This window comes from Nesterenkonia sp. (assembly GCF_029265375.1).
Lineage (GTDB): Bacteria > Actinomycetota > Actinomycetes > Actinomycetales > Micrococcaceae > Nesterenkonia.
Genome location: NZ_JAJUJJ010000030.1, coordinates 1 through 24,751, shown reverse-complemented (window position 1 = coordinate 24,751; position 24,751 = coordinate 1). Strand labels below are relative to the sequence as shown.

Sequence of the window (24,751 nt, the reverse complement as noted above, 5' to 3'; positions counted from 1 at the left end):
GCGGGGCTTCCAGACTCGGTTGGTCGGCAGGGGCTAGTCGTGGGGGCGCTTCAGCTCGTTGTCGATGCGGCGGTGCAGCAGATTGTCCTGCTCGGCCAGTTGGCCCAGCCGCCTGTAGATCGCTACGTCGGTGTCGCCGCGCTGCCGGTCACGCTCGTCGAGACGCCTCAGCCCGTCGGCTAGGGCGTCGATCTTCACGTGGACTGCCTGGAACTTCTCGTCCATGTCCTCGCGCAAGTTCTTGGCGTGATCGTTCTTCACCTCGTGCAGGGTCTGGCCGGAACGTTGCTGCAGCTCCGTGATCTGAGCCTTCAACCACCGCCAGCCCCTATACGTTGTGGTTAATCCCGCGGTAAGCGCGGCCAGCAATGCTGTGGCGGCGACAATGACGGCCTCGATGGACCCCAGAAGCGAAACAAGGGTGAGGGGTGGGGGCGTCATGCTGCTCCTATCCGTCGAGGCGTTTCGTGTCTGCTGGCAGTTCACCGCCGGCAAGGGTCTCCCAGAGGCGAAGGTCTTCCTGGCCGAGGCTCCACGCGGCAATGCCTGCAAGGCCCCAGTCGTGCTCTGCTCTGGCTCGCCAGTAGGCCACCGCTTGAGCGTCGTTGCAGTAGCCGATGAAGCCGCCGGCGTAGTCAAAAGCGATGATGCGGCCCCACCAGGCGTCGTGGTCCAGCGGCACGATGACCAGTTGTTGGTCCTCTCCGAGCCGGAAGGGCGCCTCACGCCAGTGGATGTAGGTCCAGTCCAGGCGGGAGTAGTCCCTCCAGTGGTCCGGGTCGTGGGTCTCTGGTTCGTCCACGTCCTCGTCAGGTCTGAACATGTTCAGCGAGTCGTGCCAGGTCACCCCGAGCCGGGGGATTCGGCCCATCACCTGCCGCTGGCCGTCCAGAATGACTTCTACGGCTTCGCGGGGCTGGTACCACCAGCCGTCACCGAGATAGGTGTGATCGATCCAGGCAGTCACGTTCGACCGGTAGCCGGTAGGCCCGCCCGGCGGGGCGATGTCGGTAGCCTCCAGCACCAACGGCACCTCCGTCTCGGCGTTGTTGAAATAGACGCGCGCCGAGTTCTCCCGTACGCGGAGGGCCAAGACGTTCAGGGCGGGGGAGCGGAGCGCGGTGTCAGCTGCGCGCGCGCCCACGCTGGTGGATGCGGTGAGAGTATCCCCAACGTAGAGCCGAATCGTGCCAGCAGTGGTCATCTCTGCCCGCACGCCCTGACTGTAGACAGTGAACGTGCCAGACCGAGTCAGCTGAAACCGCGCCATCACGTACAGGCTTTGGGCGCCGAAGTCGTTGTTGAACTCCAGCCGACCGGAGCCGCGATACTGACGGACAGTAGAACCCGGCGCCTGCTGCCAATGCTCCCAGGAACCGTCCCCATCAGGCTGGGTGTAGATCGCTGAGAGCTGCTGGCCGCTGGTCGCGTAGTCATCGATGATCGTCGCGGCAACAGCATCGCGCTGCAGCATCTCCAAAGTCAGCGTGAACCGGCCACTATAGGGCCCGGTCTCGTTGCCGTCGACATCAATTATCGGCTCAGTACGCACCTGATAGACCGCCCGCGAATCCCCCGGCCCGTTGTCGGCGATAGCCCACTGCGGAGTGCCCGACGGCAGCCCGTAGCGCACCGCATAAAACTTGCCGGAGAACCAGTCCGTATCGATCCCGAACTGCTCGCTGTAATGCTGCGGCTGCAGCCAGTCGTAGGCGTGCAGGAACCCCCACAAGCTCTGCCCATCGTCGTGGTCCCGATACGTGATCCACCCTGCCCGCGGCTGAACCCCAGGGTCATACCAGTCGACAACACCGTTGAACTGCTGCCAGAAGCTGTAATAGGTGCCGCTGATCCCACGCCACGCGTTACCCAACTCCTGCGGAGTCGCATGCAGCCGCCAATAGTAGGCATAGAGCGGAACACCCATCAGCACCTTCGACGGGTCAATCTGCGAGACCGCCCAGTCATAGACATCCTGCATCCAGAACCCCGGGCTGATCGGCCCCGGCGCGGAGCCGCCCCACGCGAAGTCGTAGGACATGATCTCCACGCTGTCCAATATCTCGCCCAGCTGCCGATACCGCACCCAATTCTCACCGCCAACACTCCCGGTGGCGGTCAACGGGGGAAGGGCAGCACCGCACCGCCTGCCGAGCGCGTGCGCCCGGTCCGCGACGGCGCGGAAGATCGCCTCCGACTCCTCGCTGCGCTCATTGCCGCCCGACTCCAAGTCGATGTCCACCCCGTACAGCCACGGGTACTGACTGAACATCTCAGCGACGTGATCGGAGAGCCGGGAACGGGCGGCCGCACTGTCCCGCAGCGCCTCGAAAATCTCAAACGGCCCATCCTCGGGGTCGTCCATATTGCGGAAGCAGCCCCAAAAGCGGATGTGCGGCCACCGTTCCCGGTACGGGTCGAGCTGGCTGGGGTCGAAGGTCTCGGTGAGCTGTCCGTACCGGTTGACGCCCCATCCGAAGATGCTGATGTCGGTTATCCGGTCGCCGTAGTGCTCCAGCACCATCTGGATCCGCTCCGTCAGGCCCATATGGCCAACCCAGCACCAGACCCGACCGCTCACGGCACTTCTCCCATCTCTCTGTCGTCCCACTGCAGCCGCAGATGCGCCCGGCCTGCGAGCGCGGTGTGTAGGTAGAGGTCGCTCCGTTGGGTGATGACGGGGGGTCTGCCGTAGCCGTGCGTGGCGGTGTGGGTCCGGGCGTCGGCTATCGCTGGGGTGCCGTCGAGGTGGCCGAACCGGTAGCTGCCGATCCGGGTGTCTCCTACGGCGTTGCGGATCTCTAGGCGTGTGGGTGTTGCTCGGTCGATGTTTGCCAGGGCGACGATCTCCATGCCGTTGTGGATGACGCCGTTGCGGTATTGAGTGCGTCCTCGCCGGCTACCGGCCTCGCGTGGGTTGACGGTGACGCCAGTGGCGAGTTCTCCGGGTTGGAGCTGGAGGTCGGTGACGTCGATGTGGGCACCGGCGGGGAGGCCTTGGACAACGAGGCGGAGCTTGATTCGGTCGACTGGTTTCCTGGTATAGAGCGGACGCTGCAAGCGCATGCTGCTCACCGTGGACCTCTCCAGCTGAACGTCAGGGTGCTGTAGGACCCGTCCTGGAGGTATCTGGTCCAGTAGCCGGGCCGCACGACGAGCGAGCCACCGGCGCCCCAATAGATTCTCACTGGCACCGACACCCCGCCCTGGGATGCTGTGGCTTCGATGTCGCGGGTGCCCCCGGTGAGACTAGGCAGTCCCTCGGCGATGACTGGTTCGTTGCCGATCTGCAGTAGGGCCACAGTCTCCAGGTCGTTTCCCGTGATCTTGTAGGCGCAGACGTTTTGACCTCGCTGCTCCCACCCGTTCACCAGATAGGGCCGCAGATCCTGCCACACCGGCAGAGTCGGATACACAGCGTCTATGGTGGGCGTGGTCATCGTGGCCCCCTCCAGTTGAAGCTCAGCTCCCCGTACTGACCGTCGCTGAGGTGGCGAGTCCAGGGGCCGGAGTTGATTCTGAGCTGACCGTTGCCCATCCACCGCATGTTGACGCCGAGTGAGTTCCCTCCCCGGTTCGCCAACGCCGTAATCAGCCTGGTGCCCCCGGTCGTCGGCGGCAGCCCCTCTGCAACCACGTCGGAATCGCCAATGAGTAGAGCGGCCTGGATCTCCATCTCGTTGCGGTCCACCTTGAACGCGCAAACGTTGCTGCCCCACTGCTCCCAGCCGTTCACCAGGTAGGGCCGCAGATCCTGCCACACCGGCAGTGTCGGATACACGGCGTCAGTTGCCGGAGTCGTCATGCGGCGCTCCTCTTGGCTCGGATGGACCCGTTCAGCCAGGAGTCCTCTGCCAGGTCGCGGTCCTCAATCGCCAGCTGGCCGGTGGGTCCCCACAGGGCGGAGACGAACTGGCCGGTATGCCGCATCGGTGCTCGGACCGCCGCCTGCGGCCGGTACTCCTCCGGGATGACACCGGCGGGAATGACGATCCGCCCCGAGACACCCTCCCGGTTGGTCCACACCGCGATATGCAGCGTGACGTAATTCGCCTCAACCTCCAGGTAGGACCGTGACGCCGGAGACAGCCGCTCCAACCCAGGAGCCAGCCACTCCTGCCGGATCAGCACCTCACTGGTAAGCGTCGGATAGCGGATACTCATGATGCCCTCCTGACGGTGAACGACGCCCCGATGTTGGGGTACGTGTCGAGGGTCTCGGGGGCGTTGTGGCCGATCATGATGTAGGAGCCCTTGAACAGCAGGCCGACGGCGCGGCCGCTCATCGAGCACACCGGGGTGCGCTCCCCCTCCGGCAGGACATCGCCGGGCAGCCCGTCTATGAAGCGCTTCTCGCCGGGGGTGGCGTCGCGGGTGTCGATGCGGAAGTCGAAGTGGACCAGGTTGCCGTCCACGGCCACGCCGCACGACCCCGGGGTGAGCGCCCGGCACCCGTTGACCAGCAACGGTGACAGGTCATACCACGGGTGCTGAGTCGGATACGGCGTCTTCAGCAGCGGAAGATCATCGAGCACCGTCATGCGTCGGCCCTCCGTACGTAGCTGCAGTGCAGTACCTACTCGCACGAAACAGCGCGCCTCATTCCCGCGCTCGGTCAGGCCAGGATTGAGCAGCTGCTGGATGTAGGCCTTCTCCCCCAACTGCGGGTATCTGAGACTCACTGCGGCCTCCGTTCGTAGATGATCGTGACCCCCAGATTCCCCGCAGGCAGGGTCGCCAGAGTCCACCCCGCCCAGCCGGGAATGTTCACCATGTCCGAGAACGCCAGCACCGGCACCGGAGTGTCCTGACACCATCCAGTCACAGGCGGAGTCGCCGCCAGCGGCCGCAGATCCCCCGCCGCCCCATCGGCAGGCAGGCTCATCAGCAGCCGGTCCGGCAGATCCGGATGCTCCCGGTCGATGCGGATCCGGGCGTCTATGATCACCAAGTTCGGGAAAACATGGCCCTTCACGCTGCCTTGCGCGAACGGCTCAATGCCTGGCGACACATAGTCGCTCAGGTCCACGATCAGAGGGGCGTCCCTATGCGCGTACCTCATGTCAGGCGCTCCTTTCCACAGCAGTACCGACGGCCGGCCACGCCAGCCCGACCCGCCCGGACGCCTCAGAAGCCCCCACCAGCACCACAGCGGCTCTCGCCCCCAGGTTCCCCGGCTGCACGAAGTCCAGATCAAACGTGTGGATCCCGCTGTCCCCATCTGCGAGCGCGAACTCTGGTTCGATGGGGCTTGAGACTCGGGTCGTGCCGTCAAGCAGGTCTGGTCTGCCTTGGATGGCGGTGACTCCTTGGACGTCGTCTGTGAGTGCTATGAGGCGGAGGCGCTGTCCGCGGGATAGGCCGAGTGCGGGCACCAGTGGGCTGGTGGTGAAGGTGATTGTTCCGGTGGCGCCGTTGAGGCTGTACCAGTAGATCGGCCCGTATCGGGGGTGCTGTTCGGTCTCGGGGGTTCCGAGGGGTCCTTGCCACGGGGAGGCCGGGGCGAGTGTGCCGCCTTCCTCTAGGGCGTCGAGTCGGGCGTTGACTTGTTCGAAGTTGATGGATGGGTACATGTTGTTTTCGCCTACTCCCGCTGACCAGGGCAGTTCCGTGACGTGGGGGAGCCACCCGGAGTGGGTGCCTCCGGGCTGGAGCATGAGGTCGGTGATCTCGACTGTGGCGCCGGCAGGGAGAGGGTTGACCTGGATGCGCAGTCGGATCTTGGCCGGCCTGCTATTGGTCCGCAGCTTCCCCTGCATAGTCGGTGTCACCTCCCAGATCCAGTTCGATGACCTCTACCTCGCCGTCCTGGTAGGTGACCTCGGCCTCCACGATCACGTCTGGCACCCAGCCCTCGGGTCCTCCCGCAGAGTTCAGCTCCATGCTGAAGGCGTAGGCTTGTCGGTTGTCCGGGGTGATGGTCTGCTCGATCCAGCGTCGGCCGGCGCCGGCGAACCTGACGGCGTAGTCGCCTGTTCCCTGTTCGGTCTCAACGACTTCGGCGCCGCTGTTGGCCCAGTGCGCCAGGCCGTTGTCGAAGCGGGCGTTGAGCAGGAGGTTGAATGGCACCAGGTCGAAGGTGTCCACGGTGGAGCCTGTGCCCAGGCTGTCCTGGGTGCCGTCGCTGGTTCCTGTCTCCCTCAGCTTCGCCGAAAGGGTGATCTCGCTGGCCCAGGGGCGCAGCAGGTCATACTCGAGGCGGACGATGCGCTGAGTCTCACCGTCGATGCCGATTTCTGGGTCTGCGACTGTCACCAGGTCGCCGACGGTGAACCGGTCCAGCTCACTGTTTGTCTTGGCGCTGAGGTCGCTGACCGTGCACTCGTAGGACACGTCCGGTCGTGACCGGCGGGCAAGGGTGGCCCGGGTCATCTCCAGCATCGTGTAGGGGCTGGTGCCGGCTTTGAAGTTGTAGGTGGTGGACTTCAGCTCATCGGTGTAGCTGAAGTCCTCCAGGTAGGGCCGGCCCCCGTTGATGCTGGCGATGGTGAGGCCATCCTCATTGCGGGCATAGATCCGGGTCACCAGGCTGCTGGTGTCGACTACGCGTTTGGCCGCGGAGAGGTTTGAGCTGTAGAAGAACCCGACACCCTGGTCCCGGCCGGAGCGCACCACAAGGTGGACCTGCCGGTTGGTGTTGTCGAACACCAGGTCCCCGCCGTGGTTCTTCTGCACCAGGCGCAGGAGCGCGAGCGGACTCGTGCGCTCCTGGATCCCGTAGGTGCGCCGGGTGCCGACGTTCACAGTGCCGATGCTCCAGCCTGTGCCGCGCAGCGCGGTCTCCATCACCGGGCCCGGCAGCACCTGCGTCCATTCCTGCGGGTCGATGCCGCCGGCGGTGCCCAGCTCATAGAACCGGGCCTCCGCATAGACATGCAGCAGCGGTACGCCCGCCACTCGCTCACTGGTGACCCGGCGGATCCAGAACCGCTCCCCGGCCGCCTCGACGACGTTCTCGTTGACGACCAGGCGTGCGTGCCGGTGCCCGGCAGGGATCGTGAACTCGAAAGCGTGCTCCCCGTTGACCTCCTCGATCACCACCGCTTCGCGCGGGTCGATCAGCACGGCCTCAGGATGCCCGTCTTCCCACAGCACGATAGGGGCGTGCGGGTACTGCGGCGGCGGTGGTTCCTCCCACGGCCGAGGCGTCACCGTGATGTAGAAAGTCTGCTCCGCGGTGCGGCCGATCCCATCAGTGAGCCGCACAGTGGCCGCCTGGGTGCCAGTCTCGAAACCCACCGCCACCGAGAGCACCCCGTCATCGACAGTCACAGTGGCCAGCGACGGGGTTCGTACGCTCCACGTGTGCGGTCCCACCGGCGCGGACCAAGACAGGACGGTCGTGTACGGCTCAGCGCTGCCCTGCTGCAGCTCTACGTCCGGGATCGGGTCAAGCGTGGGAGGATCCGGGTAGGTGTACTCGAACACCCACTCGGTGGTCGCCCCCTCGGGGAACTGGTATCCCTCGGCCGGGCTGGCCGTGATGGTCACGCTGCCGCCCTCAGGGATGCTGATCTCCCCGACCTGGGACCACACCACACCAGTCTGCGCGGTCACCGTGACCGTGTTGGACTCCACGTCATGCACCGGGGCCTGTGGAGTGACCTCGATGTTCTCAGACTCCGGGATCGTGATGTTCGTGCCCGTGAAGTCCGTGCCGGTTGACAGCTGCATGTTAGCCCGCCGCAGTAGGATCCCGTCAGCGGTCTCGGGCAGCTGGGCTCCCCTGTCCGAGTCCTGCCAAGTAGCGCCATCGTCGGTGCTGTAGAGCAGCTGTCCCGAAGAGATGCTGATCGTCGGCCTTGAAGGCCAGCTGACCCGCTCGGCGCCGGTGCTGAAAGTCCTGTTGCTGCCGTTATCAGACCGAATCGAGGAGTCGGTGACGGTGAAGTCCGAGTCCCGGTCCGGACGCTGGAACCCGTCAGCCCAGACCGAATTCCCCAGGTCGTCGACGAACTGTTCGAGGTCGAAGCCTGCAGAGGGGTGGGCAATCACCACCTCGTCTACGAAGCCGGCCTCCCAATACTCAGCACTGCGAAGCGAAAACACCTCCACATCCGCAGTGGACCCCCAGTTCGGGGTTCCAGAGAAGGTCCGCTGAGGCCCTATCCAGCGACGCCCGTCAGAGTGGACGCTGAACATTGTCGAGGTCGACGCGGTGACCAGCATGCCCAAGAAGTAGCCGCTGGTGGTCTGCAGCCACGGCAGACCCGACTCATACTGATCCAGCAGCAGAGCACCAGAGGCGTTGTACACCTGGGCGCGCGGCTGCCCCGTCCCACCAGCTGTGGAGAGATACACCACCGGATCGGTGGCCCGCGTATCGATCAGCGGGTTGAACGCCATCTCATAGACCTGCCAGAACCAGCCGCCGACCAGCAGCCGCGGACTCGCAGAACCCGGCCACAGCCCAGAGAAATGGTCCAGCTGCAGACGCCCACGCTCCACGTTCGCCCCAGCATTGTTGATCTGGAGCCGACCACCCATCCGGCCACTGGCCTGACCCCACAGGGAAGAGCTGCCGTCCCAGTGCAGCTGCCAGGCACGCTGACTGTTCACCCCGTCGACATAGCGTCCCGTCCCGGACGCGAGCGCGTTGATGCGCGCGATGGCTACCGGGTTGAGGCCTGGGTAGTCGGTAGGGATTTCTCCGGAGTAGTGGAACCGGTTGGTCCACAGGCGCTGCACGGTCGCCATGTCATGCCCTCCGTGCATTCGGGTAGAACCGGAGCGGCCGCTGAGGCGAGACCTGCACCGTGTAGGTCTGCCCTTGGTGAAGGGCCGGCCGCTGGTAGGTGCTCATGTGCCGCACTGCCGAGGCGAGCCGCTCTCCTGAACTGGTGCGCTCCAGGTAGAAGGCCATGTCCTCGTAGTTCAGCACCAGTCGATGGTTCTCGGTCCAGTTGCTGAACCGGTCGACTGTCACAGTGTGAGACCCAATCTGAATCTCGTAGGAGGAGTGGGAGGATGCGGTGGTGATGCTGATGGTGGGATACGCCGATGTGGTGCCCAACTCATGGGTGTAGGTGAGCTCGCCAGCGGTGGTGAGCACGGTAGGGTCCAGTTCTCGTGCCTCCGCGTCCCCCTGGGTCTCCAACGTGACCTCGCCGCGCAGCCGAAAGCCTAGGCCTGGCTCCCATGTCATCCGGTCCCACGTGATTTCGTCAGCGACCAGCACCTCCAGATACACCCAGCCGGCGTCTGCGTCCAGCACCAGCGAGCGCGGCCCTTTCGCCGGGTCGAGGAACCGTACGAACGCGTCGCGGCGCTGGGCGGCCTGCTCGGGGGTGTTGCCTTCTATGATCACGTCGTAGACGAAGCGGGAGGCGGTGCGGTTGGAGTCGTGGTAGAAGCGGCCGTCCTTTCCCGTGACTTCTGAGTTCTGCACGGTGTGGCCGCCCAGGGAGGGCCACTGTTCGAGCACGGCGGTTACGCCGTCCAGGTTGGCGGTGCTGATGCCTCCGAGCGTGAAGCTCATACGGTGACCACACCTCCCAAGTTGGATCCTCCTTGCGAGCGGTTGGCACGGTGGACTCGGTGGAACAGGTCCTGGGCCACCTCTTTGACTCGCCGATCGTTGTCGACTCGCATCTGGTCGATGTGGATCTGGATCGGCGACATGCCGGCCGCCGGGGAGCCTGCGGGTCCGGATGATCCGGGGGCGGCGTCGAAGCCCAGCTGGTACCGCTGCGGGGAGAGGGCGGGAAGCATGGATTCTGCAGCCTTCTGCACCGTGCGTCCCTGGGACTGCAGTCCTACTGCCATACCCTCGCCGGTGTACTCGCCGATCTGCATGAACACCTTCGACGGGCTGCTAATGCCGAGCAGGTCGGTGGCCCACCCGATCGCGCCGTCGACGACGCCGCCGATCGCGTCGATTACGGCCCCGCCCATGTTGCTGATCCCGTCGATCAGGCCCTGGATCATGTCCTGGCCGACCTGAAGCAGCTCACCCGGCAGGGAGGCCAGGAAGCCGGTGATTTCTCCGGGCAGGTCTTGGAAGTACACCAGCAGGTCAGCGATGAATCCCGAGACCGAGGAGACCATGTCAGTCCAGGTCGACGACAGGAACGAGGAGACTCCCGACCACAGGCCATTCCACAGACCGGTCACCACAGACGCAAGCGTGTTGAAGATGCCCTGCAGAGTTCCCCACGCCGCGGATAGAGCGTTGCGGATGCTGTCCCACGTATTCGAGAAGAACGTGCTCACCCAGGACCACAGCCCGTTCCACAGTCCCTTGACCACGCCGACGAGCGTGTTGAACACACCCTGGATCACCGCCCAAGCGGCCTGCAGGATGCCCTGTATCGCGGTCCAGATCCCAGAGAAGACGTTCTTAATGCCCGTCCACACCATCGACCAGTTGCCGCTGATGACGCCCATCACCACCTGGATGACTCCAGAGATGACCTGCATGACGCCCTGAATGATGGTGGCCACCGCGCTGAAGACGGTCTGCACCACCGGCAGCAGCGCCTGGATGATCGGCATCAGAGTCGCTGCCAGCACTTGGACCACCATCACCACAGCGGGCACAATCGCCGCGAGCGCCTGCACCACCAGCGGCAGCACGGCACTGATCAGCTGCATCAGCACCGGCACGAGCGTCTGCACCAGCTGCACCATCAGCGGCGCGAACGCAGTCACCACCTGGATGACCGCCTGGACCAGCATGGTGAACAGCGGCACCAGCTGCGGCAGCAGTCCCACGATGAGGGTGATCACGTTAGCGACTGCCGGAAGTAGTGTTGAAGCCAGCTGCAGGAACACCGGGACGAGAGCGGCGACCAGGGTCGAAACCAGCGGCAGAATCGCGGCCAGCAGCTGGGCCACCACTGAGGCGATCTGACCGAACAGCGCGGCGATCTGCGGCAGCAGCGGCTGGACGATCTGGAAGATCATCGACAGTGGCGAGAACTGCGTGACTAGCTGGACTATCTGCGGGATCAGGGGCGCGAACGCGGCGCCGAGCTGCTGAAAGAACGGCAGGACCGCCGAGGCGACGCCGGAGAACATCGGGCCGATCTGGGAAAGCCCAGCGGCCAGCTGGTCAATGAACCCAGGAGCGTTCTGAGACAGCCAGTCGCCGAAAGAATCCGCGATCGGTTTCAGAGCCTCGTTGAAGCTGTCCAGCAGCGGCATCACTGCGTTGAACCCGGTCTTGATCACATCCAGGAACGGAGTGACAGCGGTCTCGCCGATGCGGCTCAGTGCCGCCATCGTGTTCGCCATGGCGCCGCGGAAAGTCTCGCCGGATTTCAGGGCCGCGCCGCCCATGCCCTCTTCCATCGCCGCCTGGAAGGTGGCGAAGTCGATCTCACCGGCAGAGGCCATCTGCGATGCCTGCTCGGCGGTGACACCGAGCTCATCGGCCAGCAGCTGCAGGGCAGGCACTCCCGCGTCGTGCAGCTGGTTGATCGAATCCATCTGGATTTTGTTGGCTGCTGCGACCTTGTTGAAGATCGCGCCCATGCTGCCCATATCTGTGCCGGCGATCGTGGCGGCGTCACCCACCAGCGACAGGGTGCGTTCCAGCTCCTGGCCCGGAGCGATACCTGCGGCGACCGCGGAGGCAGCCACGGTTGCGGCGTCCCCGAGGCCGAAGGCGGTGCCGGTGACCGCTGAGGTCGCGTTGGACATGATCCGTTCCAGCGACTGTGCGTCATGCCCCAGTCCCGAGAGCTTGGCCTGAGCGTCCTCAATCTGCAGCGCGCGGCTGATACCCCCAGCGAGGGCAGCGCCGCCGAGGGCGCCGCCGACGATACCGACTGCGCCGGCAGCGACCTTGGCCACCCCGCCTACCGCGCTGCCGAGGCCGCTGAGGAAACCCTGGCCGGCTTTCTTGCCCGCGGGATCGCCGACAGCGCCGAGCTCGTCAGCGATTGCATCCACTCCGCCCTTGAACGACGGGGTGATAGACACCCAGGCGTTGGCGACCTCGTTGCCGGCCATCTACTTTCCTCCGTCCCAGAATTTCTCCCAGCGGGAGGCGGGGATCGCGCCCGCGCCGATCCGGCGCTTGTTCTTGTTCTTCGCCCAGGGCCGCTCCCACGGCTGCGGTCGACGTCGCCCCTTGGAGCCGTCTTTGGACTGCTGCCAGGCCAAGATGTCGAGCCTGTAGCCGATTTCGGCCAGAAGGTTGGGCACCAGCACCCCCGACGTCCAGGCCGCGGTCTGCGGATCGGTGATGCGATCCAGCGCCGAATCGGCAGGCAGGTTCTCGATGAACGCGAAGAGCGCTGGATACGACAAGCGGGCTGGTACGTCGTCAAACGTCCAGCCCGCTCTCACAAGGTCAGCTTCTATAGCGGCCAGCTCCCTGGGCGGCAGGGAGCACAGCCACACTATTTTGGGATAGACACCCCGGTGTGCTTGAAGTAGGCCTCGGTGAACGCTTCGATCTCCGAGAGCTTGATCTTCAGCTTCGAGGCCACGTCGTCGGGGAACCCGGACTTGACCATCTTCCACGTAGCGGCGGCCATGGCCAGCTCATTGCCGGACTGCTGGGCGTCGGATACCTCGACCACAAGGTCAGGGTCCGGGTCGAACACCACGTTGGAGGGGATAGTGACGCGCGCGCCGGTCTTCGACTTGAACGTGAACGGCTTGTCCTGCGCGGTGGGGGACTTACGCGGTGGCATGAAGGACTCCTCAACTCAACTGATCTCGGGGGACACGTCAGGCGGGCCCTGCAGGCGTGCGGAGTCCCCCGTCACGCACGCCTGCAGGGGCATATCAGGTGCCGCTGGCGACGGCACCGGCGGGCTTCTGGGTGTAGATGTAGATCTTTTCGCCAGACGGGTCAGCCAACGGGGTCAGCTCAATCTCCAGCGGCGTCTGCTCACCCTTCATCAGCGTGATCTCTCCCTGGGACGCGAGCGCGCCGCGGGGGATGACGACCCGACGCTTGACGTCGAGGTCCTTGAGGTTGAACACCCAGGCGCGGTCACCGATGGCGGAGGCATTGATGCGCACCACGATCTCGGTGTCGGTCTCAGTGACGTTCTCAGCGCCGAAATAGGCCTTCAGCGCCGGGACCGTCCAGCTGATGAGTGTGAACCCGACGGTGGCGGAGTGCTCGGTCAGCAGCGCGCGCACGTCGTCGAGGTTCCAGTCCCTGATGGTTTCCACAGTCCGGTCTGTGGAGATGGTGAGGCCGTCCTCGGAGACGAATCCCAGGTCTTCTGCGCTGGTGTCCAGCTCCGTTGTGGTGTCAGTGGGCAGGTTGGCGGTGGTCGGCATGGCGTAGGCGTAGCCCACCACATCGGGGTCGTCGGAGCGCTCCGGGGCGCCCACCAGGACATGATCAGTTGCAGCAGCCATGGGGTAGCTCCTCTTTCTCTGTTAGGCGCCCGTCAGGTAGCGGGCGTGAATCAGGGCGTTGAACTGGTACCGGTACAGGTTCGGTTTCTCGGGGTTGGGATAGTTGGCCGGCTTGGTCGGGGTGACGTCGTAGAACTGGACGTCTCCGACGCGGCGGCAGTCCAGATCCGTCACCAGCGCGAAGATGCGGGCGGAGACTTTCTGGGCAAGCGCTTCGCGTGGGGCGTAGCAGTCGAAGACGATGCGGTCCTCACCGGAGACGAGGGTGCGGTTTGTGCCTCCGGTGGTGAAGGCGACCACGAACGTGTCTTCGGCTCGGGGCAGGCGGGTCGAGACTGGAATCTGCCCCCACCCGTGGCTCTGGTACTGGTCGCGGAGCCAGGAATTGACCACGTACTCGATGTCAGCTGGGACAAGTACCATCAGGCCGCCCCCAGGGCGCGCAGCAGGGAGGCGTTTCGGGCGTTGTCCTGCTTCGCTTCCCCGGTCTCGGTGACGACCATGGCCCGGTATCGGGTACGAGTGCCGTCGCCGCGAACAATTTCGTAGCCCGCCGGCAGGGCGTAGCGGACCCGGTTGGCGGCCGAGTCCACTACGCCCTGGATCCCTGGATCGTTGAGCAGCTGTTGGATGCCCTTGTCGTTGGGCTTGATCTTCACCTTCGCCTTAGCCATCGCGTCTCCTCAACCGGATCCTGATGTGGTCAGTGGAGAACCCGAAGACCCACCGCTCCGGCTCGCCCTGGATAGTGAACTGCCCGCTGGTCTGCTCGGGCAGCTCAATGCGGGCACGCGGCGGCACATCCGCGTCCGGAGGCAGGTAGACGGTGAAATCCGCGGTCACTCCATCGCCGTGCTCCATATCCCTGGCGCCGGCCCCCGGCTGCACAGAGCATCCAGGGACCTGCCGGCGTGTAGGCGCAGACCAGTCCTCGACCAGCTCGCCGCGTTCTTCGATCAGCTGAGGCTCCAGCACCACGATCGTGTGCCTATCGAAGGTTGAGAGCGCCACGGTAGCCCTACCCTTCGTAGATCGGCTCACCAGCGATATCAGCGCCGCACGAGCAGTAGGCCGCGCCAAACGCCAGGCTGCACCACGGGCGGTGCTGCGGACGCCCACCGAATCCTGCGATCTTCACGCCGAACGCCTTCTGCCTGCCGCAACCAAGCGACTGCCGCTCAGTCTTGGTCAGGTAGAAGTCACCATTCGGGTTTGAAGGGGACCAGGAACGGGACACCCCGCCTGTGGTCTCCTGCCCGGTGGACAAGCCGGCCAGATGGTCTGGGACGTTCATCGCCCGCCTGACGATCGCGCAGACCACCCGGCGGCGGGTTTCCTCCGCAGCGTCAGCCGAGGCCGGACAGACGTCCAAGATGAACTGAGAGGCATCCTCCAGCAGCACTTCGGCGTGATCCTCGGCCCCGAGAGGGAAGTCCCGCCATCGCTTCTTCAGCTCATCGACTGTGGCGAAAGGAAAAGGGCTGGGCGCACTCATTGCGAGCCCCCTTTCAGCTCAGCTGCTCTTGCGAGAACGACGAGTAGACGTCTTGGTCTTCTTCTCCGACTCCTGGGACGCGGAGCCAGAGCCCGCCGCAGCGGAGGCCGGGACCCACTCAGGCCCCAGCCCCCGCGCAGCTTCCTGGTCCACGTTCACCACGACGCCGGTCTTCTTGTTCCGAAGTCGCGGCATGGTTCAGGCCCCCGTTCCGGTCTCCGCAGCCGGTTCCTCGATCACCGCGAACCGGTTCGCGAAGACATACCAGCCGTAGACGATCTCCAGGCGCAGGGCGATCTGGTTATGACGCTTCAGGTCGCCCTGCCCATCCGGATCGCCGAAACGGATCAGCTCCACCGGCAGGTCACGCTGAACACCCCAGCGGATCCCGTTCTGGAAGTCACCGACGATGCCGCGCACCCCGGTGTCGGCGGCAGCCTCGGGCTGGCCAGAGACGGTGTCGCCCTGTGCGGCGTTGATGCCGGCGAACGAAGTCGGCGCGGCGCCGAAGCCCAGCTGCGGGTAGCGCTGCTGACCGGACGGGTCGCCGTTGGCCAGCTTCGTCTGAAGCTCCGACAGCGCCCAAGTCAGACGCGGATCCAGCGCCAGGCCGTTGACCGAGGTCGGGCGGTCCCGGTTGACCAGCAGACCCACTGCAGAGCGGATCACCTGATCAGCTTCTGCGCCCTCAGCCAGCTCTGCACGCAGGGTGGTAGCGCCCACGTAGTTGTCCCACGCGCTGATCACCTCGCCGGAGAGAGGGTTGATCCGGTGGTACAGGCCCAGATCCAGGGCCCGGGCCAGAGCCAGCTTCCCAGCGTCAGCCAGGTCCCGGAAGACCTGGAGCTGATAGTCCTCAGAAGCCCACTGGACCTCCTGGTTGAACCGCAGCGTCACCTGCGCCTTGTGCGGCTTAGCGGTTACCGAAGTGAACCCGCCGGTGGTATGAGACTTCTGCGCGCCTTCCTCCACGAACTCAGCCCGCGGGAAGTCATTGAACACGATGTACTCGGTCTCGCCGAAACGCTGCGGCTCACGAGCCGACAGCTGCGCAACAGTCGAAGAGGTCCGAGCCTCGGTGACCATGCCGTCCGCAATGTTGCGGGGCATCAGCACCTTGGCTTCCTCTGTGCCGAAAACGGCCATGATGGAATCCTTTCAGGAAGAATTTTCAGGAGCCGAAGAGCTTCCGGACGGCCTTGACGTCGTCTGTCTCCTCGACCTTTGACGGTGAACGACCCTGCCCATGCACCACAGGCATGGACGGGGCCATAAGCGACTTCAGTGTTTCCGCGTGAGATTCAAGCTCCTCGCGTGTGGAACCGCGCAGCGCATCAGCAGGCACGCCGGCCTCCTGGGCGACCTCCGCGGCGAGAGCCGCAAGCTCTTTCTCCGCCTTGTAGCTGGCCACCTCCTCGGCGAGCGCCGCATTCTTAGCGGTGAGCTCATCGACCTTGGCGGCCTTGGCCTTGAAGTCCTCGAAGCCCTCGTACTTCTTTCGCTCCCGATCCAGCCGTGACTGGATAATCCGGTCAAGATCCTCCTGAGAAGTGATCGCCTCGAAGGGCCGCTCAGACTTCTCCTGGGGCCTCTCCTGAGGCTTCTCCTGAGGCTTCTGCTGGTTCTGTTCGGGCGCTTCTCCCGCTGACGCGGTGTTCTGCTGTGTCTCTGACACGTCAGATCTCCTTTCCGTTTAGGCCCCGTCGGGCGTGGTGGGACGATCCGCACTACGGGTGCGTTCCGCTTCAGCGGGAGCCGCTGGAAGATGGTGAGCCGCCGTTTCGAGAGTCGGCGGGCATGCCAAAGGCCCCGTCACCAAGCGGTGATCGGGGCCTTCAGGGGAGGGAGCGGCTAGGCGGCGACCAGTTCAGCTGGAAGGTCGACGCCGTACGCCTGGGCTGCTTCGCGGGAGAGCTGAGCTAAGTGTGCCCAGTCTTCGTCCTCGGCAGCGGCTTCGAAGTAGTCGAGGTCTTCGTCAGGGACCGAAGGCAGCACAAGATCGCGGAGCTGTTCCGCTACTGCTCTTGACTCCATGACCGCCATGCCCCCATGACAGGACTCTCGTCGTTCGGCGGGTATGGAAAACCCGCCCCGAGTGGTACGGGCTCTAGAGACAGCAGGTGATCTGTTAGGTGGAAGCGAAAGAGCTCTGAGAGTCGATGTGCTCGCGAACCTTCCGCGCGAGATTGACACCAACGATGTTCGTCTTCGCGTACTTCCTGGCCTCGGGCGGCAGGTCCAGCCCCAGCCGTACAGCGATAGTGAAACCGCAGTTGAGCAGCATCTCCCACTCCTCAACCTGCCGGCAGTGGTTCAGCTCAGCGACAGCATCGGCGGGCGCGGCAGGCTCTACCTGCTGCGCCACCTTCTCCGCAATGGTCCGAAGCTCATCCTGGCTGAAGCTCATGGCAACATTCTACGGGACCGGTCACTGACCGGATAGGCCGTGAGAAGCCGAATCACTGGTGGGTCGCCTTCCTTGACAGCGATGCCGCCGGCAAGCGCCTCTCGGCCGTCTGGGAGTCTCCAATGGTAGTTGTAGACATCATCGCGCCACTCAGGTGTGCCCTGCCATTGCGGTTCGGTGATGCCCCGCCTGATGTCCTTAGCGATCTCATACCGGGTGCCATTGAACTGATCCTCCTTGCTTCCGCCAGGACCATGCTCCAGGATGTGCTCCCAGGTGCGTGGGGTCACTGGAAGAACTCGGTCGTCTGGCCAGCCGTGGACTGGGTCTCGGAGGATCAGCGGCACAGCGTGCCCGTCGGTGTACCGGTCTGGGTACATGTCCCGCATCCGGGCCAGGATCAGGCGCGTATCTCCGGAGTCGAGCCCATCAGCTTCCAGCTCGGCGCGCGCTGCCGAATAGCGCTCATACATCTGGTCGGGGTCGTATCCCTCCACGTGGTTGCGTCCGCTCTTGTCCCACTCGGGCACTATTTGGCAGTCGCAGTGATCGTGGAACCCCGCCGCTCCGGCCTCCGCGGCGCCCTTCTGCCAGCCACGCGAGGCCAGCATCTCGCAGAACGCGCACGTCTTGGCTCCAGACGGGATCACCGCCCAGCGCGGCTTGGTGGGATCGTTGAGCATGTTCCGGCGGATGGTGTCCCGGGCCGTGCCAGCCACATAGCGCTGCACAGCCCCGGCGAGCGCCCCGATGGTGGCGGCTGGGTCTCCGGTGAAGAGGTGGCCAGCGGTGCGGCGTACGGTCCGCTGGATGTCGTTGGTGGGAGGGTTCGCGCCGAGTCGGGAGCGGAAGGTGCCGGTGACCTGCTGGGCGCGGGTCTCCTCGTACCATTCGGCTGCGGCGGTCGCCGCGAGGTTTCCGTGTTCCTCCACCAGGACAGGTATCACCGCGAGCAGCAGATCGCGTGCTTGGTCGGGCGGCAGTGACTGCAGGCGGGGGAGCAGGCTGTCGAGGCGTCGCTTGACCATCCGGTACACCTTGGCCTGGGCAGTTGCCAGACGGTCTACCTGGTCCCTGGTGGTCACTGTGCCGCCTCCGCGGGTTCGCCGTCAGGCTGCGGTGCCGCGTTCGGCAGCCCGGCGGTGGGCTCCCCGGTACCGTCGCCCTGCTGCAGCAGAGAGAGCGCCTCTGCGCGGCGGCGTTCTTCGCGGATCCTGTCCAGCTGGTCTTCGTCGAAGAGTTCTTCGAGAAGCACCTCCGAGCCAGCCAGGTCCGGCAGTGCCCCCGCGATCTTGACCACCGCGTCTGCCCTGGCAGACAGCGACCGGAACTCGGGGTCGGTGAAGCGGGCGCTGAGCTGCCAGGCCTCCTCGGGCAGGTCGGTGGAGTTCTCCCGGACCATCCAGGCCATGCGAGCGATATCTTGCACCGCTGTGTTCAGCACCCGGGTGTTCTGGTAGGTGGCGTCGATGAGCAGATCGTGCTTGGAGGCGCGGATCGCTTCGGCCGACGCCGGGTTGTCGTGGATGATGCCCAGGCTGGAGGGCGGGATGCCGGTCTCTCCGGAGAACGCCATCGCAACGGTTCGAAGCATTGCGCTGTGCGGTTCCATCGAGGCCTGCTGCAGCTGTTTGATCGAGGGCGCGTTGCCGTCCTCATCGCGAGTCAGCGCGATTATCCGGTCCATAGCCAGCTGGAACTTCTTGTCCCGGCTCAGCCCGTCGAAAGCGTCAATGTCGGCGCCCTCGGCGGCCAGCTGCGGAGACGAGTAGAACTCGGCGTTGCCTTCCATGCGGACATAGGCGCGGACCGCCATGTCGGTCAGCGACATTACCGGGTTTGAGATGCGGGAACGGCCGAACGGCTGCCCCAGCTGCGGGTCATAGCAGACCGGGGTGGCCATGGTGCGGCCCATCCGGTGCGGCAGCCGCTCTACCTCCCACCGGCCCGAAGACTGGTCGTGGGTGAACTCCAGGATGTTGTCCGGCAGCCACACAGTGAAATCCGAAGGACGTTTTCCGTCCTGCATGTCACTGATAGTCAGCAGGGCGCTGATCTGGCGGCGACGAGGATCCCACACCGCTGCGGAGGAATCGGCCTGATGCGCCTGGATCTGCACCGCAGGCTCGCCAGGACCACCGGCAGCCACCGTGATGAAGGCGACCCCGTGCTTATAGCCAGACACCACGGACTCGGAGAACTCCAGGCCGAACCGGTTGCGTTCGAATACCTCGTTAAGCTCGAGAGGATCGCTGGTGCCAGGCAGGCGAAGACCAGCGAACAGACTGTGCTGGGCGAGCTTCCGCACGGCCATGGCCGGCCAGCCCAGATAGAACTTGGCGTTCTGCAGCTGCGGCGGCAGGGCGATGCCCAGATCTTTGAACGCCTGCTCCGCGTCGTAGTACAGCGAGCGCTTCAGGTTCTTCTCCAGCCGGTTCTGCCACGTTAGGAACAGCGTGCGAATGACTGAGAGCTCGTCATCGGTCACTTCAGGCAGCGACAGGCCCCGGATGTCTTCGGTGGTCCAAGCCGTAACGGTCACAGGATCACCGCCTTCCGTCCCGGTCTACGTTTCGTCGTCGCTGCGCCCCAGAAAGCCAGGGTCGCGGCATCCAGCAGAGTCACATCCGCGCCTTCAGTCCCCGGATCCCAGCCGAAGCCGCCTGCCTTCCCGATGGGACGGCGCACAGCATCCTTCACCTGCTCGTCCATCAGCTCCTGGCCCAGGTGAGACATCCCGCCAGCGCGGACCGCCTCCAAGAACATCGCGTGCGCGGCCACTACCTGGTCAGTCCCAGGTGTGAGCACAGCCGTCTTGCTGACGCCCTCCTTCAGCAGCGCATTGACCAGATATCCGGCGTTGGACTTCCCGTCGATCACGATCTGGGCCGCCCGGTCCTTACGGTCCACCAGCCAGTCGACCAGCCAACGGGTCCCCTCAGACATGGACGCGTACCGGATGCCCTCCACGTGGATAGGCCCCTCGGCCGGCCGCATAGCAGCCGCCAGACCCACCACAGACCCATCGACGGAGAACTTCACACCGAACGCGCGGCGACCCTCCACAGGAGCGTCTTCGGGGGCGACCGCGAGCGCGTCCCACGCAGCGGGTTTGAACGCCCGAGCGGTTGTGGAGACCTTGTCCCAGATCCCCAGGCCCTCCCGGCGGAAGGAATCAACGGAGCCCAGGAGCTTGCGCATTCGCAGGATCGCTGACTCCGTGACCCGGTTTGGGAATGAGGGGTTGGCTTTGCGCCACTGGTCTCGGTCGTCGGGGTCGGCTTTCTCGTCGGCGCTGAACTCCACGTAGAGGATGTCGGGGTCCTCCCCGTGGAGGGCAGCCTCTCGGCGGTTGGTGAACACTTCGCCGGGGTCGGTTGGGCGCGGGGGAGTGCCCATCATCAGCACCAGGCCGTTGGGGGCGGCGTTGGTGGCCGGCACCATGTTCTCCATGGCTTTCTCAGTGAGGATCTGCGCCTCATCGAGCACCAGCATGTCCACCGTGGCGAAGCCTCGGCCGAAACCGTGCTCGCGAGCGCCGAAGAGGATCCGGGAGCCGTTGGTGAAAGCGATCTCTTCCTGGCCGTTGGCTCTGCGCACCCCTTCGACGTAGGGGGCTATCTGTCGGCGTTCTGCCATCGCCGCCATGGACCGGAATGTCTCTGCGTGGGTGCGGGCGTGATGGGCGGTCCAGATGACGGTGAGGCCGGGGAATAGGGTGCAGAGGGCGAAGATAATCGCACCGATGGTGAAGGTCTTGCCCACCTGGCGGGGGATAGAGATCACCACGCCGCCAACGCCGGCGGCGTAGAGCCCGTCGGCGCGCTTGCCGAGAATCAGCGTGCCCAGGCCCTGCTGCCACGTATCGAAGGTGACGCCCATCTTCTGGGCGCGAGCCTGCACCGGCGGGAACGCGGTAGTGGCGATGCCCTCAGGCATGACCACGTGGCGAGCGACCTCAGACAGCCGTGGGCCGGAAGGCTGCTTCAGCGACATTCTCAGCCACCTCCGCGCCCTGTTGCTCCATCCGCTCTTCCTCGTGCTGCGTCGACAGCTGCTGGACCAGCTGCACGAGCTCCTCACGCCGCTTCGTCAATGGAACGATGTCCTTGGGCAAGCACTTATCCGAACGCAGAGTCGCGGTGACAATGGCGAGGTTCTCCCGCGCGACCGTCAACGGGTCCGTGGTGTTTGCGCCACCGAAGTCGACCTGGATGGTCTTTTCCACCCGGTCACGGCGGGCGTACTTACGGCGATGCTCCCGTTCGGCTGCCTTGCAGTCAGGGCAGACCTCTTCGCCGTGCCGGCGGTGACGCTGCGCGGCGGCCCTAGTTCCGCACGGCTTGAGTTCTCGCGGCACACGATCACCCCTCATCAGAGCCGAATCACAGAGGAATGTGGAACATTTTCACCACATGACCACACCCGGTTGAGCACGTGGAACATCAAGAAAAGGCGGGGAGATATCGCTAACCGGCGCGGGGGCGAACGCCGCCCCGGGGTGGGGGTACACCCCCTGCCCCCGGAACGTGATCACCACTGATCTCCCGGTTGCAGATCCACCGACCGGACAACAGGACGACGAGCCAATGCCTTGACCGTGTTTCCAGCTCTCGCGCCCAGCCGCTGGTTGCAGCGCCGGCAGATCACCCGCACATTCTCGATCGTGTCAGTGCCGCCCTGCGAGTACGGAATCACATGGTCAGGCTCCGGACTGTCCGGCCGGCGCGAGTACTCCCAGTTCAACCACGTCCCGCACAGCGGACACCTGGTCAGGCCTGACTCGAACGCCAGCATCAAGGCCTCAGCCCTGACCCGCTTCCACCCGGCAGTTCCGGTCCGTGAGGTAGCCATCGACTACACCCCTAGGCTTCAAAGCCGGGGGACACAGCAATGGGGCCAGCCCCGGCACCCGTTTCTGGGTAGGGGGTAGCCCCAATGTGAGGCAGTCTACCCGCACAGCGGACAATCAGGCGAGTCATCCCAAATTCTTCCCCTGCGTGTCGCCCATCGCCTCAGACGGCCTCCTGGCCGTCCACCCGTGCCGGTGACGATTGAGCCAGGCCGTGTAGATATCCACCAGCCGATACCGGTGCGGAGTGCGCGAACGATCCACCGCATACAGCCGCCCCCGATCACGCCAGTTCCGGACCTGCTTCTGCGTAATCTCTATACCCAGCTCCCGTGCGAAGTACTCCACCGCCTGCTCCGGAGTCATCGGAGAGATCATGCTCAACCGGATCCGAGCCCACTCCGCATCCCGGTTCAACGGCTCCACCGCAGACCCGTTAACCAGCTCGTCGGCGGTGTCCACCGCACTGATGATCCGCCTGGCAATCTCTCCAGCCTGAGGATCAGAAGCAAACCACCGGTCCACCTCCAGTGCGTAGAGCTCCCTCAACCTCTTCTGCAGCACCAAAGCTGCCAGATTGACCGGCTCCACCCGCAACGAGGCAGAAGTCTTCTTCGCTGACGGCTTCCGCTTAGGCCGCAACTGACCCCGGGCAATCATCCCAACCGGCGGCAACAGCGCAGGAATAGCAGCCTGCCGACGCAGTACCTTCCTCACACACGCAGAGCAGAGCCACTCACCGGCCACCGTCACGGCCGAGCAATCAGGCCCCGTGCACACCCACACATCCACACGACCACCCGCCGGACTGCCAGTCACGCTCACACCCATCGGCGGTACCTCCTTCGCGTCTCTGACCCACACCTGAACGCAACCCCAGCACCGGCACGCCTCACCGTCTCGATGCGTCGGCACGCAGCCGCTCCTGCACGCGACCGTCCAACCAATCCCGCGGGCGCCACACCCCCACGTCCTGGCCAGCACCCTCAAGCCAGGACAGCCACTCCCGCTGCTCCGGCGTCGGATACTCCCCCTCACGCTTGAGCTCACGAAACAACAGCACGCCAGTGCCGGGACACACCATCACCAGATCCGGAAACCCGGGCACCGACCGCCGCGAATCGTGCGTGTGGTAATGCCGCCAACCCAGCTGCTGGGCAAGCTTGATCACCTCAGCCTGCAGCTTGTGCTCCGGCCAGCCCAAGATCTCCTGTCTCCTGAAATCAGCGGCCTTCAACGCTTCCTCCCACGTCTTCGACGAGACTTCTGCTCCGGCCGACCCCGGACACGGCGGGCCTGCGGCGCGCCCCGCGCCCGTTCCGGACCGGACCGACCAGGCCCGTCCCGTCCCGACCCGACCCGGGTTCCGCGTCCGCCCCCGTCTTCGTTCCGCGTCGGCCGACGCGGAATTCCGCGTCCACGGTCTTCAGAGACGCCCTGAGGCAGGATCTCTGGCGCGGCGGGGTCACAGTCACCGCTGGCTGCGGTGTGGATACCCTCGGACCCGCGCACGGACTCGGCGCCATTGTCAGGATGCCCTGCGGACGCGATGGCGGGGTCACAGTCACCGCTGGCTGCGGTGTGGATACCCTCGGACCCATCGCCGGGGCCACTGTTCGGCGGAGCCTCGTCTGCGTAGGCGCTGGTGCCCAGCAGGCCGTGCTCGATCAGGAACTCACGGGTTGGTCGCGTGTACTCGGGTTGGGACGGGACAGGCTGCAGCAGCTTGACCTTCTCGGCCCTGGGCTTCTGGCGTAGCTGCGCGTTGCACGACTGGCACGCCACAACGCCGTCATCCGGCCGCGAGGTCGACTTGAAACTCTCGCCCGGGGTCAGGTGGTCCACCGTGAGCGTCCTCTTGGTGGACTGCTTCTCCCCGGCGTCGACCCAGCTGCCGCAGTACCGACAGTGATCGCCGTCGCGGAAACGGATCTTCGCCGCGGTCAATCCGGCCCGGTCCCGTTTGCGGGCCCGCTCAAACAGAACCTGTTTGCGAGTGGGCATGTGCCAGAGCTCCTCATCCTCCACCAGCTTCAGGTGAACCGAGGGCTCCTGCTTCTCCGGATCCGGTGTCCAGACGACCTCTTTCCACAGACCGGCTTTCTTCCCGAGTTCGATGAGCCGGGGGCCCTCTCCCATACCGAAGCTCATAGCCGTGCCCAACGGCACGTGATAGTCCAGCAGGTGCTCGGCCGCGACGTCGGCACACCTGCTGACGTAGCCGAAGATCTCGTTCGTAACCCTCGGGTTCTCTGGTTCCAACATGGCAATCCCCACCACCAGCGGGTGAGAATGCGCCTTGTCGGATACTTTCAGCCAGGTCATGAGGGATGCGATCTCCAGGAAGTCGATAGGTGGCGGACAACGACGGTCGCTGAGGGGCTGCTATGGGGATCATCCGGTGTCGTCCTCCAGCTTCGTTTCGGTGAGCCACTTCAGACCGATGTGCAGCATCCCTACTGTGGTGTGCACTGGCTGTTCCGCTGGCTTGCTGACCCGCATCTCGTCCGTGGCTTCTGTGCGAACCTGCTGGAGCCACTTATCGAACTCGATCCCGTTCTCCATGCAGTACCCGCCGAGACAGCAGGCACAGGGGCCTTGCGCGTATTGCCAGGCTCGGCGGACTTTTTCTGTGGTGGCGTCGTAGTCACTCACCCTCAATCGCCTCCTG

32 protein-coding genes are annotated in these 24,751 nt (G+C 64.9%); all 32 read right to left on the bottom strand.

All coding sequences use genetic code 11. The features are described 5' to 3' along the window. Nucleotides 1–33: 33 nt before the first annotated feature. The 32 genes from Q1K09_RS11220 to Q1K09_RS11070 all read right to left on the bottom strand — a co-directional run bounded on the left by Q1K09_RS11220 (nucleotide 34) and on the right by Q1K09_RS11070 (nucleotide 24,735). Nucleotides 34–441 (bottom strand): hypothetical protein, encoded by a 408-nt coding sequence (locus tag Q1K09_RS11220; RefSeq protein WP_300345514.1) that lies wholly within the window; start codon nucleotides 439–441, stop codon nucleotides 34–36. Nucleotides 442–448: 7 nt separating this feature from the next. After that, nucleotides 449–2,548 carry a glycosyl hydrolase family 18 protein gene (locus tag Q1K09_RS11215; RefSeq protein WP_300345513.1) on the bottom strand — a complete coding sequence of 700 codons (2,100 nt, stop codon included), beginning with the start codon at nucleotides 2,546–2,548 and terminating at the stop codon, nucleotides 449–451. Nucleotides 2,549–2,577: 29 nt separating this feature from the next. Then, nucleotides 2,578–3,075, bottom strand: a complete 498-nt coding sequence (locus Q1K09_RS11210) for a hypothetical protein (RefSeq protein ID WP_300345512.1) — start codon at nucleotides 3,073–3,075, stop codon at nucleotides 2,578–2,580. Then, nucleotides 3,072–3,440, bottom strand: coding sequence for a hypothetical protein (locus Q1K09_RS11205; RefSeq protein ID WP_300345511.1), 369 nt, complete (start codon nucleotides 3,438–3,440; stop codon nucleotides 3,072–3,074). Before Q1K09_RS11205 ends, Q1K09_RS11210 begins: the two co-directional genes overlap by 4 nt. Then, entirely contained in the window at nucleotides 3,437–3,805 is a 369-nt protein-coding gene (locus Q1K09_RS11200) for a hypothetical protein (protein ID WP_300345510.1), read from the bottom strand. The genes Q1K09_RS11205 and Q1K09_RS11200 overlap by 4 nt, the downstream gene beginning before the upstream one ends. After that, nucleotides 3,802–4,164 carry a hypothetical protein gene (locus tag Q1K09_RS11195; protein WP_300345509.1) on the bottom strand — a complete coding sequence of 121 codons (363 nt, stop codon included), beginning with the start codon at nucleotides 4,162–4,164 and terminating at the stop codon, nucleotides 3,802–3,804. The genes Q1K09_RS11200 and Q1K09_RS11195 overlap by 4 nt, the downstream gene beginning before the upstream one ends. Then, a complete protein-coding gene (locus Q1K09_RS11190) occupies nucleotides 4,161–4,682 on the bottom strand; it encodes a hypothetical protein (protein ID WP_300345508.1) in 522 nt (173 codons plus the stop codon). The genes Q1K09_RS11195 and Q1K09_RS11190 overlap by 4 nt, the downstream gene beginning before the upstream one ends. After that, nucleotides 4,679–5,029, bottom strand: coding sequence for a hypothetical protein (locus tag Q1K09_RS11185; protein ID WP_300345507.1), 351 nt, complete (start codon nucleotides 5,027–5,029; stop codon nucleotides 4,679–4,681). The genes Q1K09_RS11190 and Q1K09_RS11185 overlap by 4 nt, the downstream gene beginning before the upstream one ends. 34 nt (nucleotides 5,030–5,063) lie before the next feature. Then, nucleotides 5,064–5,759 (bottom strand): hypothetical protein, encoded by a 696-nt coding sequence (locus tag Q1K09_RS11180; protein WP_300345506.1) that lies wholly within the window; start codon nucleotides 5,757–5,759, stop codon nucleotides 5,064–5,066. Next, on the bottom strand, nucleotides 5,734–8,697 hold the full coding sequence (locus Q1K09_RS11175; protein WP_300345505.1) for a phage tail protein: 2,964 nt from the start codon (nucleotides 8,695–8,697) through the stop codon (nucleotides 5,734–5,736). The genes Q1K09_RS11180 and Q1K09_RS11175 overlap by 26 nt, the downstream gene beginning before the upstream one ends. A gap of 1 nt (nucleotide 8,698) precedes the next feature. Next, nucleotides 8,699–9,478 carry a phage tail domain-containing protein gene (locus Q1K09_RS11170; protein WP_300345504.1) on the bottom strand — a complete coding sequence of 260 codons (780 nt, stop codon included), beginning with the start codon at nucleotides 9,476–9,478 and terminating at the stop codon, nucleotides 8,699–8,701. Next, nucleotides 9,475–11,955: a tape measure protein gene (locus tag Q1K09_RS11165; protein ID WP_300345503.1), complete on the bottom strand. Its 2,481-nt coding sequence runs from the start codon at nucleotides 11,953–11,955 to the stop codon at nucleotides 9,475–9,477. Before Q1K09_RS11165 ends, Q1K09_RS11170 begins: the two co-directional genes overlap by 4 nt. After that, on the bottom strand, nucleotides 11,956–12,255 hold the full coding sequence (locus Q1K09_RS11160) for a DUF5361 domain-containing protein (RefSeq protein WP_300345502.1): 300 nt from the start codon (nucleotides 12,253–12,255) through the stop codon (nucleotides 11,956–11,958). A 92-nt stretch (nucleotides 12,256–12,347) separates the two neighbouring features. Then, nucleotides 12,348–12,644 carry a hypothetical protein gene (locus Q1K09_RS11155; RefSeq protein WP_300345501.1) on the bottom strand — a complete coding sequence of 99 codons (297 nt, stop codon included), beginning with the start codon at nucleotides 12,642–12,644 and terminating at the stop codon, nucleotides 12,348–12,350. 94 nt (nucleotides 12,645–12,738) lie between these two features. Continuing rightward, entirely contained in the window at nucleotides 12,739–13,326 is a 588-nt protein-coding gene (locus Q1K09_RS11150; RefSeq protein WP_300345500.1) for a hypothetical protein, read from the bottom strand. A gap of 21 nt (nucleotides 13,327–13,347) precedes the next feature. Further along, nucleotides 13,348–13,749, bottom strand: coding sequence for a hypothetical protein (locus Q1K09_RS11145; protein WP_300345499.1), 402 nt, complete (start codon nucleotides 13,747–13,749; stop codon nucleotides 13,348–13,350). Beyond that, nucleotides 13,749–14,000, bottom strand: coding sequence for a hypothetical protein (locus Q1K09_RS11140; protein ID WP_300345498.1), 252 nt, complete (start codon nucleotides 13,998–14,000; stop codon nucleotides 13,749–13,751). Before Q1K09_RS11140 ends, Q1K09_RS11145 begins: the two co-directional genes overlap by 1 nt. Further along, the gene (locus Q1K09_RS11135) at nucleotides 13,993–14,337 is read right to left on the bottom strand and encodes a hypothetical protein (protein ID WP_300345497.1); all 345 of its coding nucleotides are present in this window, start codon (nucleotides 14,335–14,337) and stop codon (nucleotides 13,993–13,995) included. Before Q1K09_RS11135 ends, Q1K09_RS11140 begins: the two co-directional genes overlap by 8 nt. 7 nt (nucleotides 14,338–14,344) lie before the next feature. Further along, nucleotides 14,345–14,728 (bottom strand): hypothetical protein, encoded by a 384-nt coding sequence (locus Q1K09_RS11130; RefSeq protein ID WP_300345496.1) that lies wholly within the window; start codon nucleotides 14,726–14,728, stop codon nucleotides 14,345–14,347. A 291-nt stretch (nucleotides 14,729–15,019) separates the two neighbouring features. Further along, a complete protein-coding gene (locus Q1K09_RS11125) occupies nucleotides 15,020–15,967 on the bottom strand; it encodes a phage major capsid protein (RefSeq protein WP_300345495.1) in 948 nt (315 codons plus the stop codon). A gap of 25 nt (nucleotides 15,968–15,992) precedes the next feature. Further along, nucleotides 15,993–16,496, bottom strand: coding sequence for a hypothetical protein (locus Q1K09_RS11120; RefSeq protein ID WP_300345494.1), 504 nt, complete (start codon nucleotides 16,494–16,496; stop codon nucleotides 15,993–15,995). A gap of 176 nt (nucleotides 16,497–16,672) precedes the next feature. Further along, nucleotides 16,673–16,864, bottom strand: coding sequence for a hypothetical protein (locus tag Q1K09_RS11115; RefSeq protein WP_300345493.1), 192 nt, complete (start codon nucleotides 16,862–16,864; stop codon nucleotides 16,673–16,675). A gap of 85 nt (nucleotides 16,865–16,949) precedes the next feature. After that, on the bottom strand, nucleotides 16,950–17,228 hold the full coding sequence (locus Q1K09_RS11110) for a hypothetical protein (protein ID WP_300345492.1): 279 nt from the start codon (nucleotides 17,226–17,228) through the stop codon (nucleotides 16,950–16,952). Then, nucleotides 17,225–18,313 carry a hypothetical protein gene (locus Q1K09_RS11105; RefSeq protein ID WP_300345491.1) on the bottom strand — a complete coding sequence of 363 codons (1,089 nt, stop codon included), beginning with the start codon at nucleotides 18,311–18,313 and terminating at the stop codon, nucleotides 17,225–17,227. The genes Q1K09_RS11110 and Q1K09_RS11105 overlap by 4 nt, the downstream gene beginning before the upstream one ends. Next, entirely contained in the window at nucleotides 18,310–19,770 is a 1,461-nt protein-coding gene (locus Q1K09_RS11100; RefSeq protein WP_300345490.1) for a phage portal protein, read from the bottom strand. Before Q1K09_RS11100 ends, Q1K09_RS11105 begins: the two co-directional genes overlap by 4 nt. Further along, nucleotides 19,767–21,224, bottom strand: coding sequence for a DEAD/DEAH box helicase family protein (locus tag Q1K09_RS11095; RefSeq protein WP_300345489.1), 1,458 nt, complete (start codon nucleotides 21,222–21,224; stop codon nucleotides 19,767–19,769). Before Q1K09_RS11095 ends, Q1K09_RS11100 begins: the two co-directional genes overlap by 4 nt. Further along, on the bottom strand, nucleotides 21,187–21,588 hold the full coding sequence (locus Q1K09_RS11090) for a hypothetical protein (RefSeq protein WP_300345488.1): 402 nt from the start codon (nucleotides 21,586–21,588) through the stop codon (nucleotides 21,187–21,189). Before Q1K09_RS11090 ends, Q1K09_RS11095 begins: the two co-directional genes overlap by 38 nt. 173 nt (nucleotides 21,589–21,761) lie before the next feature. Then, on the bottom strand, nucleotides 21,762–22,025 hold the full coding sequence (locus tag Q1K09_RS13105; RefSeq protein WP_366909372.1) for an HNH endonuclease: 264 nt from the start codon (nucleotides 22,023–22,025) through the stop codon (nucleotides 21,762–21,764). A 181-nt stretch (nucleotides 22,026–22,206) separates the two neighbouring features. Beyond that, complete coding sequence (locus Q1K09_RS11085; protein WP_300345487.1) at nucleotides 22,207–22,677, bottom strand: hypothetical protein; 471 nt, start codon at nucleotides 22,675–22,677, stop codon at nucleotides 22,207–22,209. 295 nt (nucleotides 22,678–22,972) lie between these two features. Continuing rightward, the gene (locus tag Q1K09_RS11080; protein WP_300345486.1) at nucleotides 22,973–23,317 is read right to left on the bottom strand and encodes a VRR-NUC domain-containing protein; all 345 of its coding nucleotides are present in this window, start codon (nucleotides 23,315–23,317) and stop codon (nucleotides 22,973–22,975) included. Further along, complete coding sequence (locus tag Q1K09_RS11075) at nucleotides 23,314–24,405, bottom strand: hypothetical protein (RefSeq protein ID WP_300345485.1); 1,092 nt, start codon at nucleotides 24,403–24,405, stop codon at nucleotides 23,314–23,316. The genes Q1K09_RS11080 and Q1K09_RS11075 overlap by 4 nt, the downstream gene beginning before the upstream one ends. Before the next feature lie 69 nt (nucleotides 24,406–24,474). Further along, entirely contained in the window at nucleotides 24,475–24,735 is a 261-nt protein-coding gene (locus Q1K09_RS11070; protein ID WP_300345484.1) for a hypothetical protein, read from the bottom strand. Nucleotides 24,736–24,751: the final 16 nt, after the last annotated feature.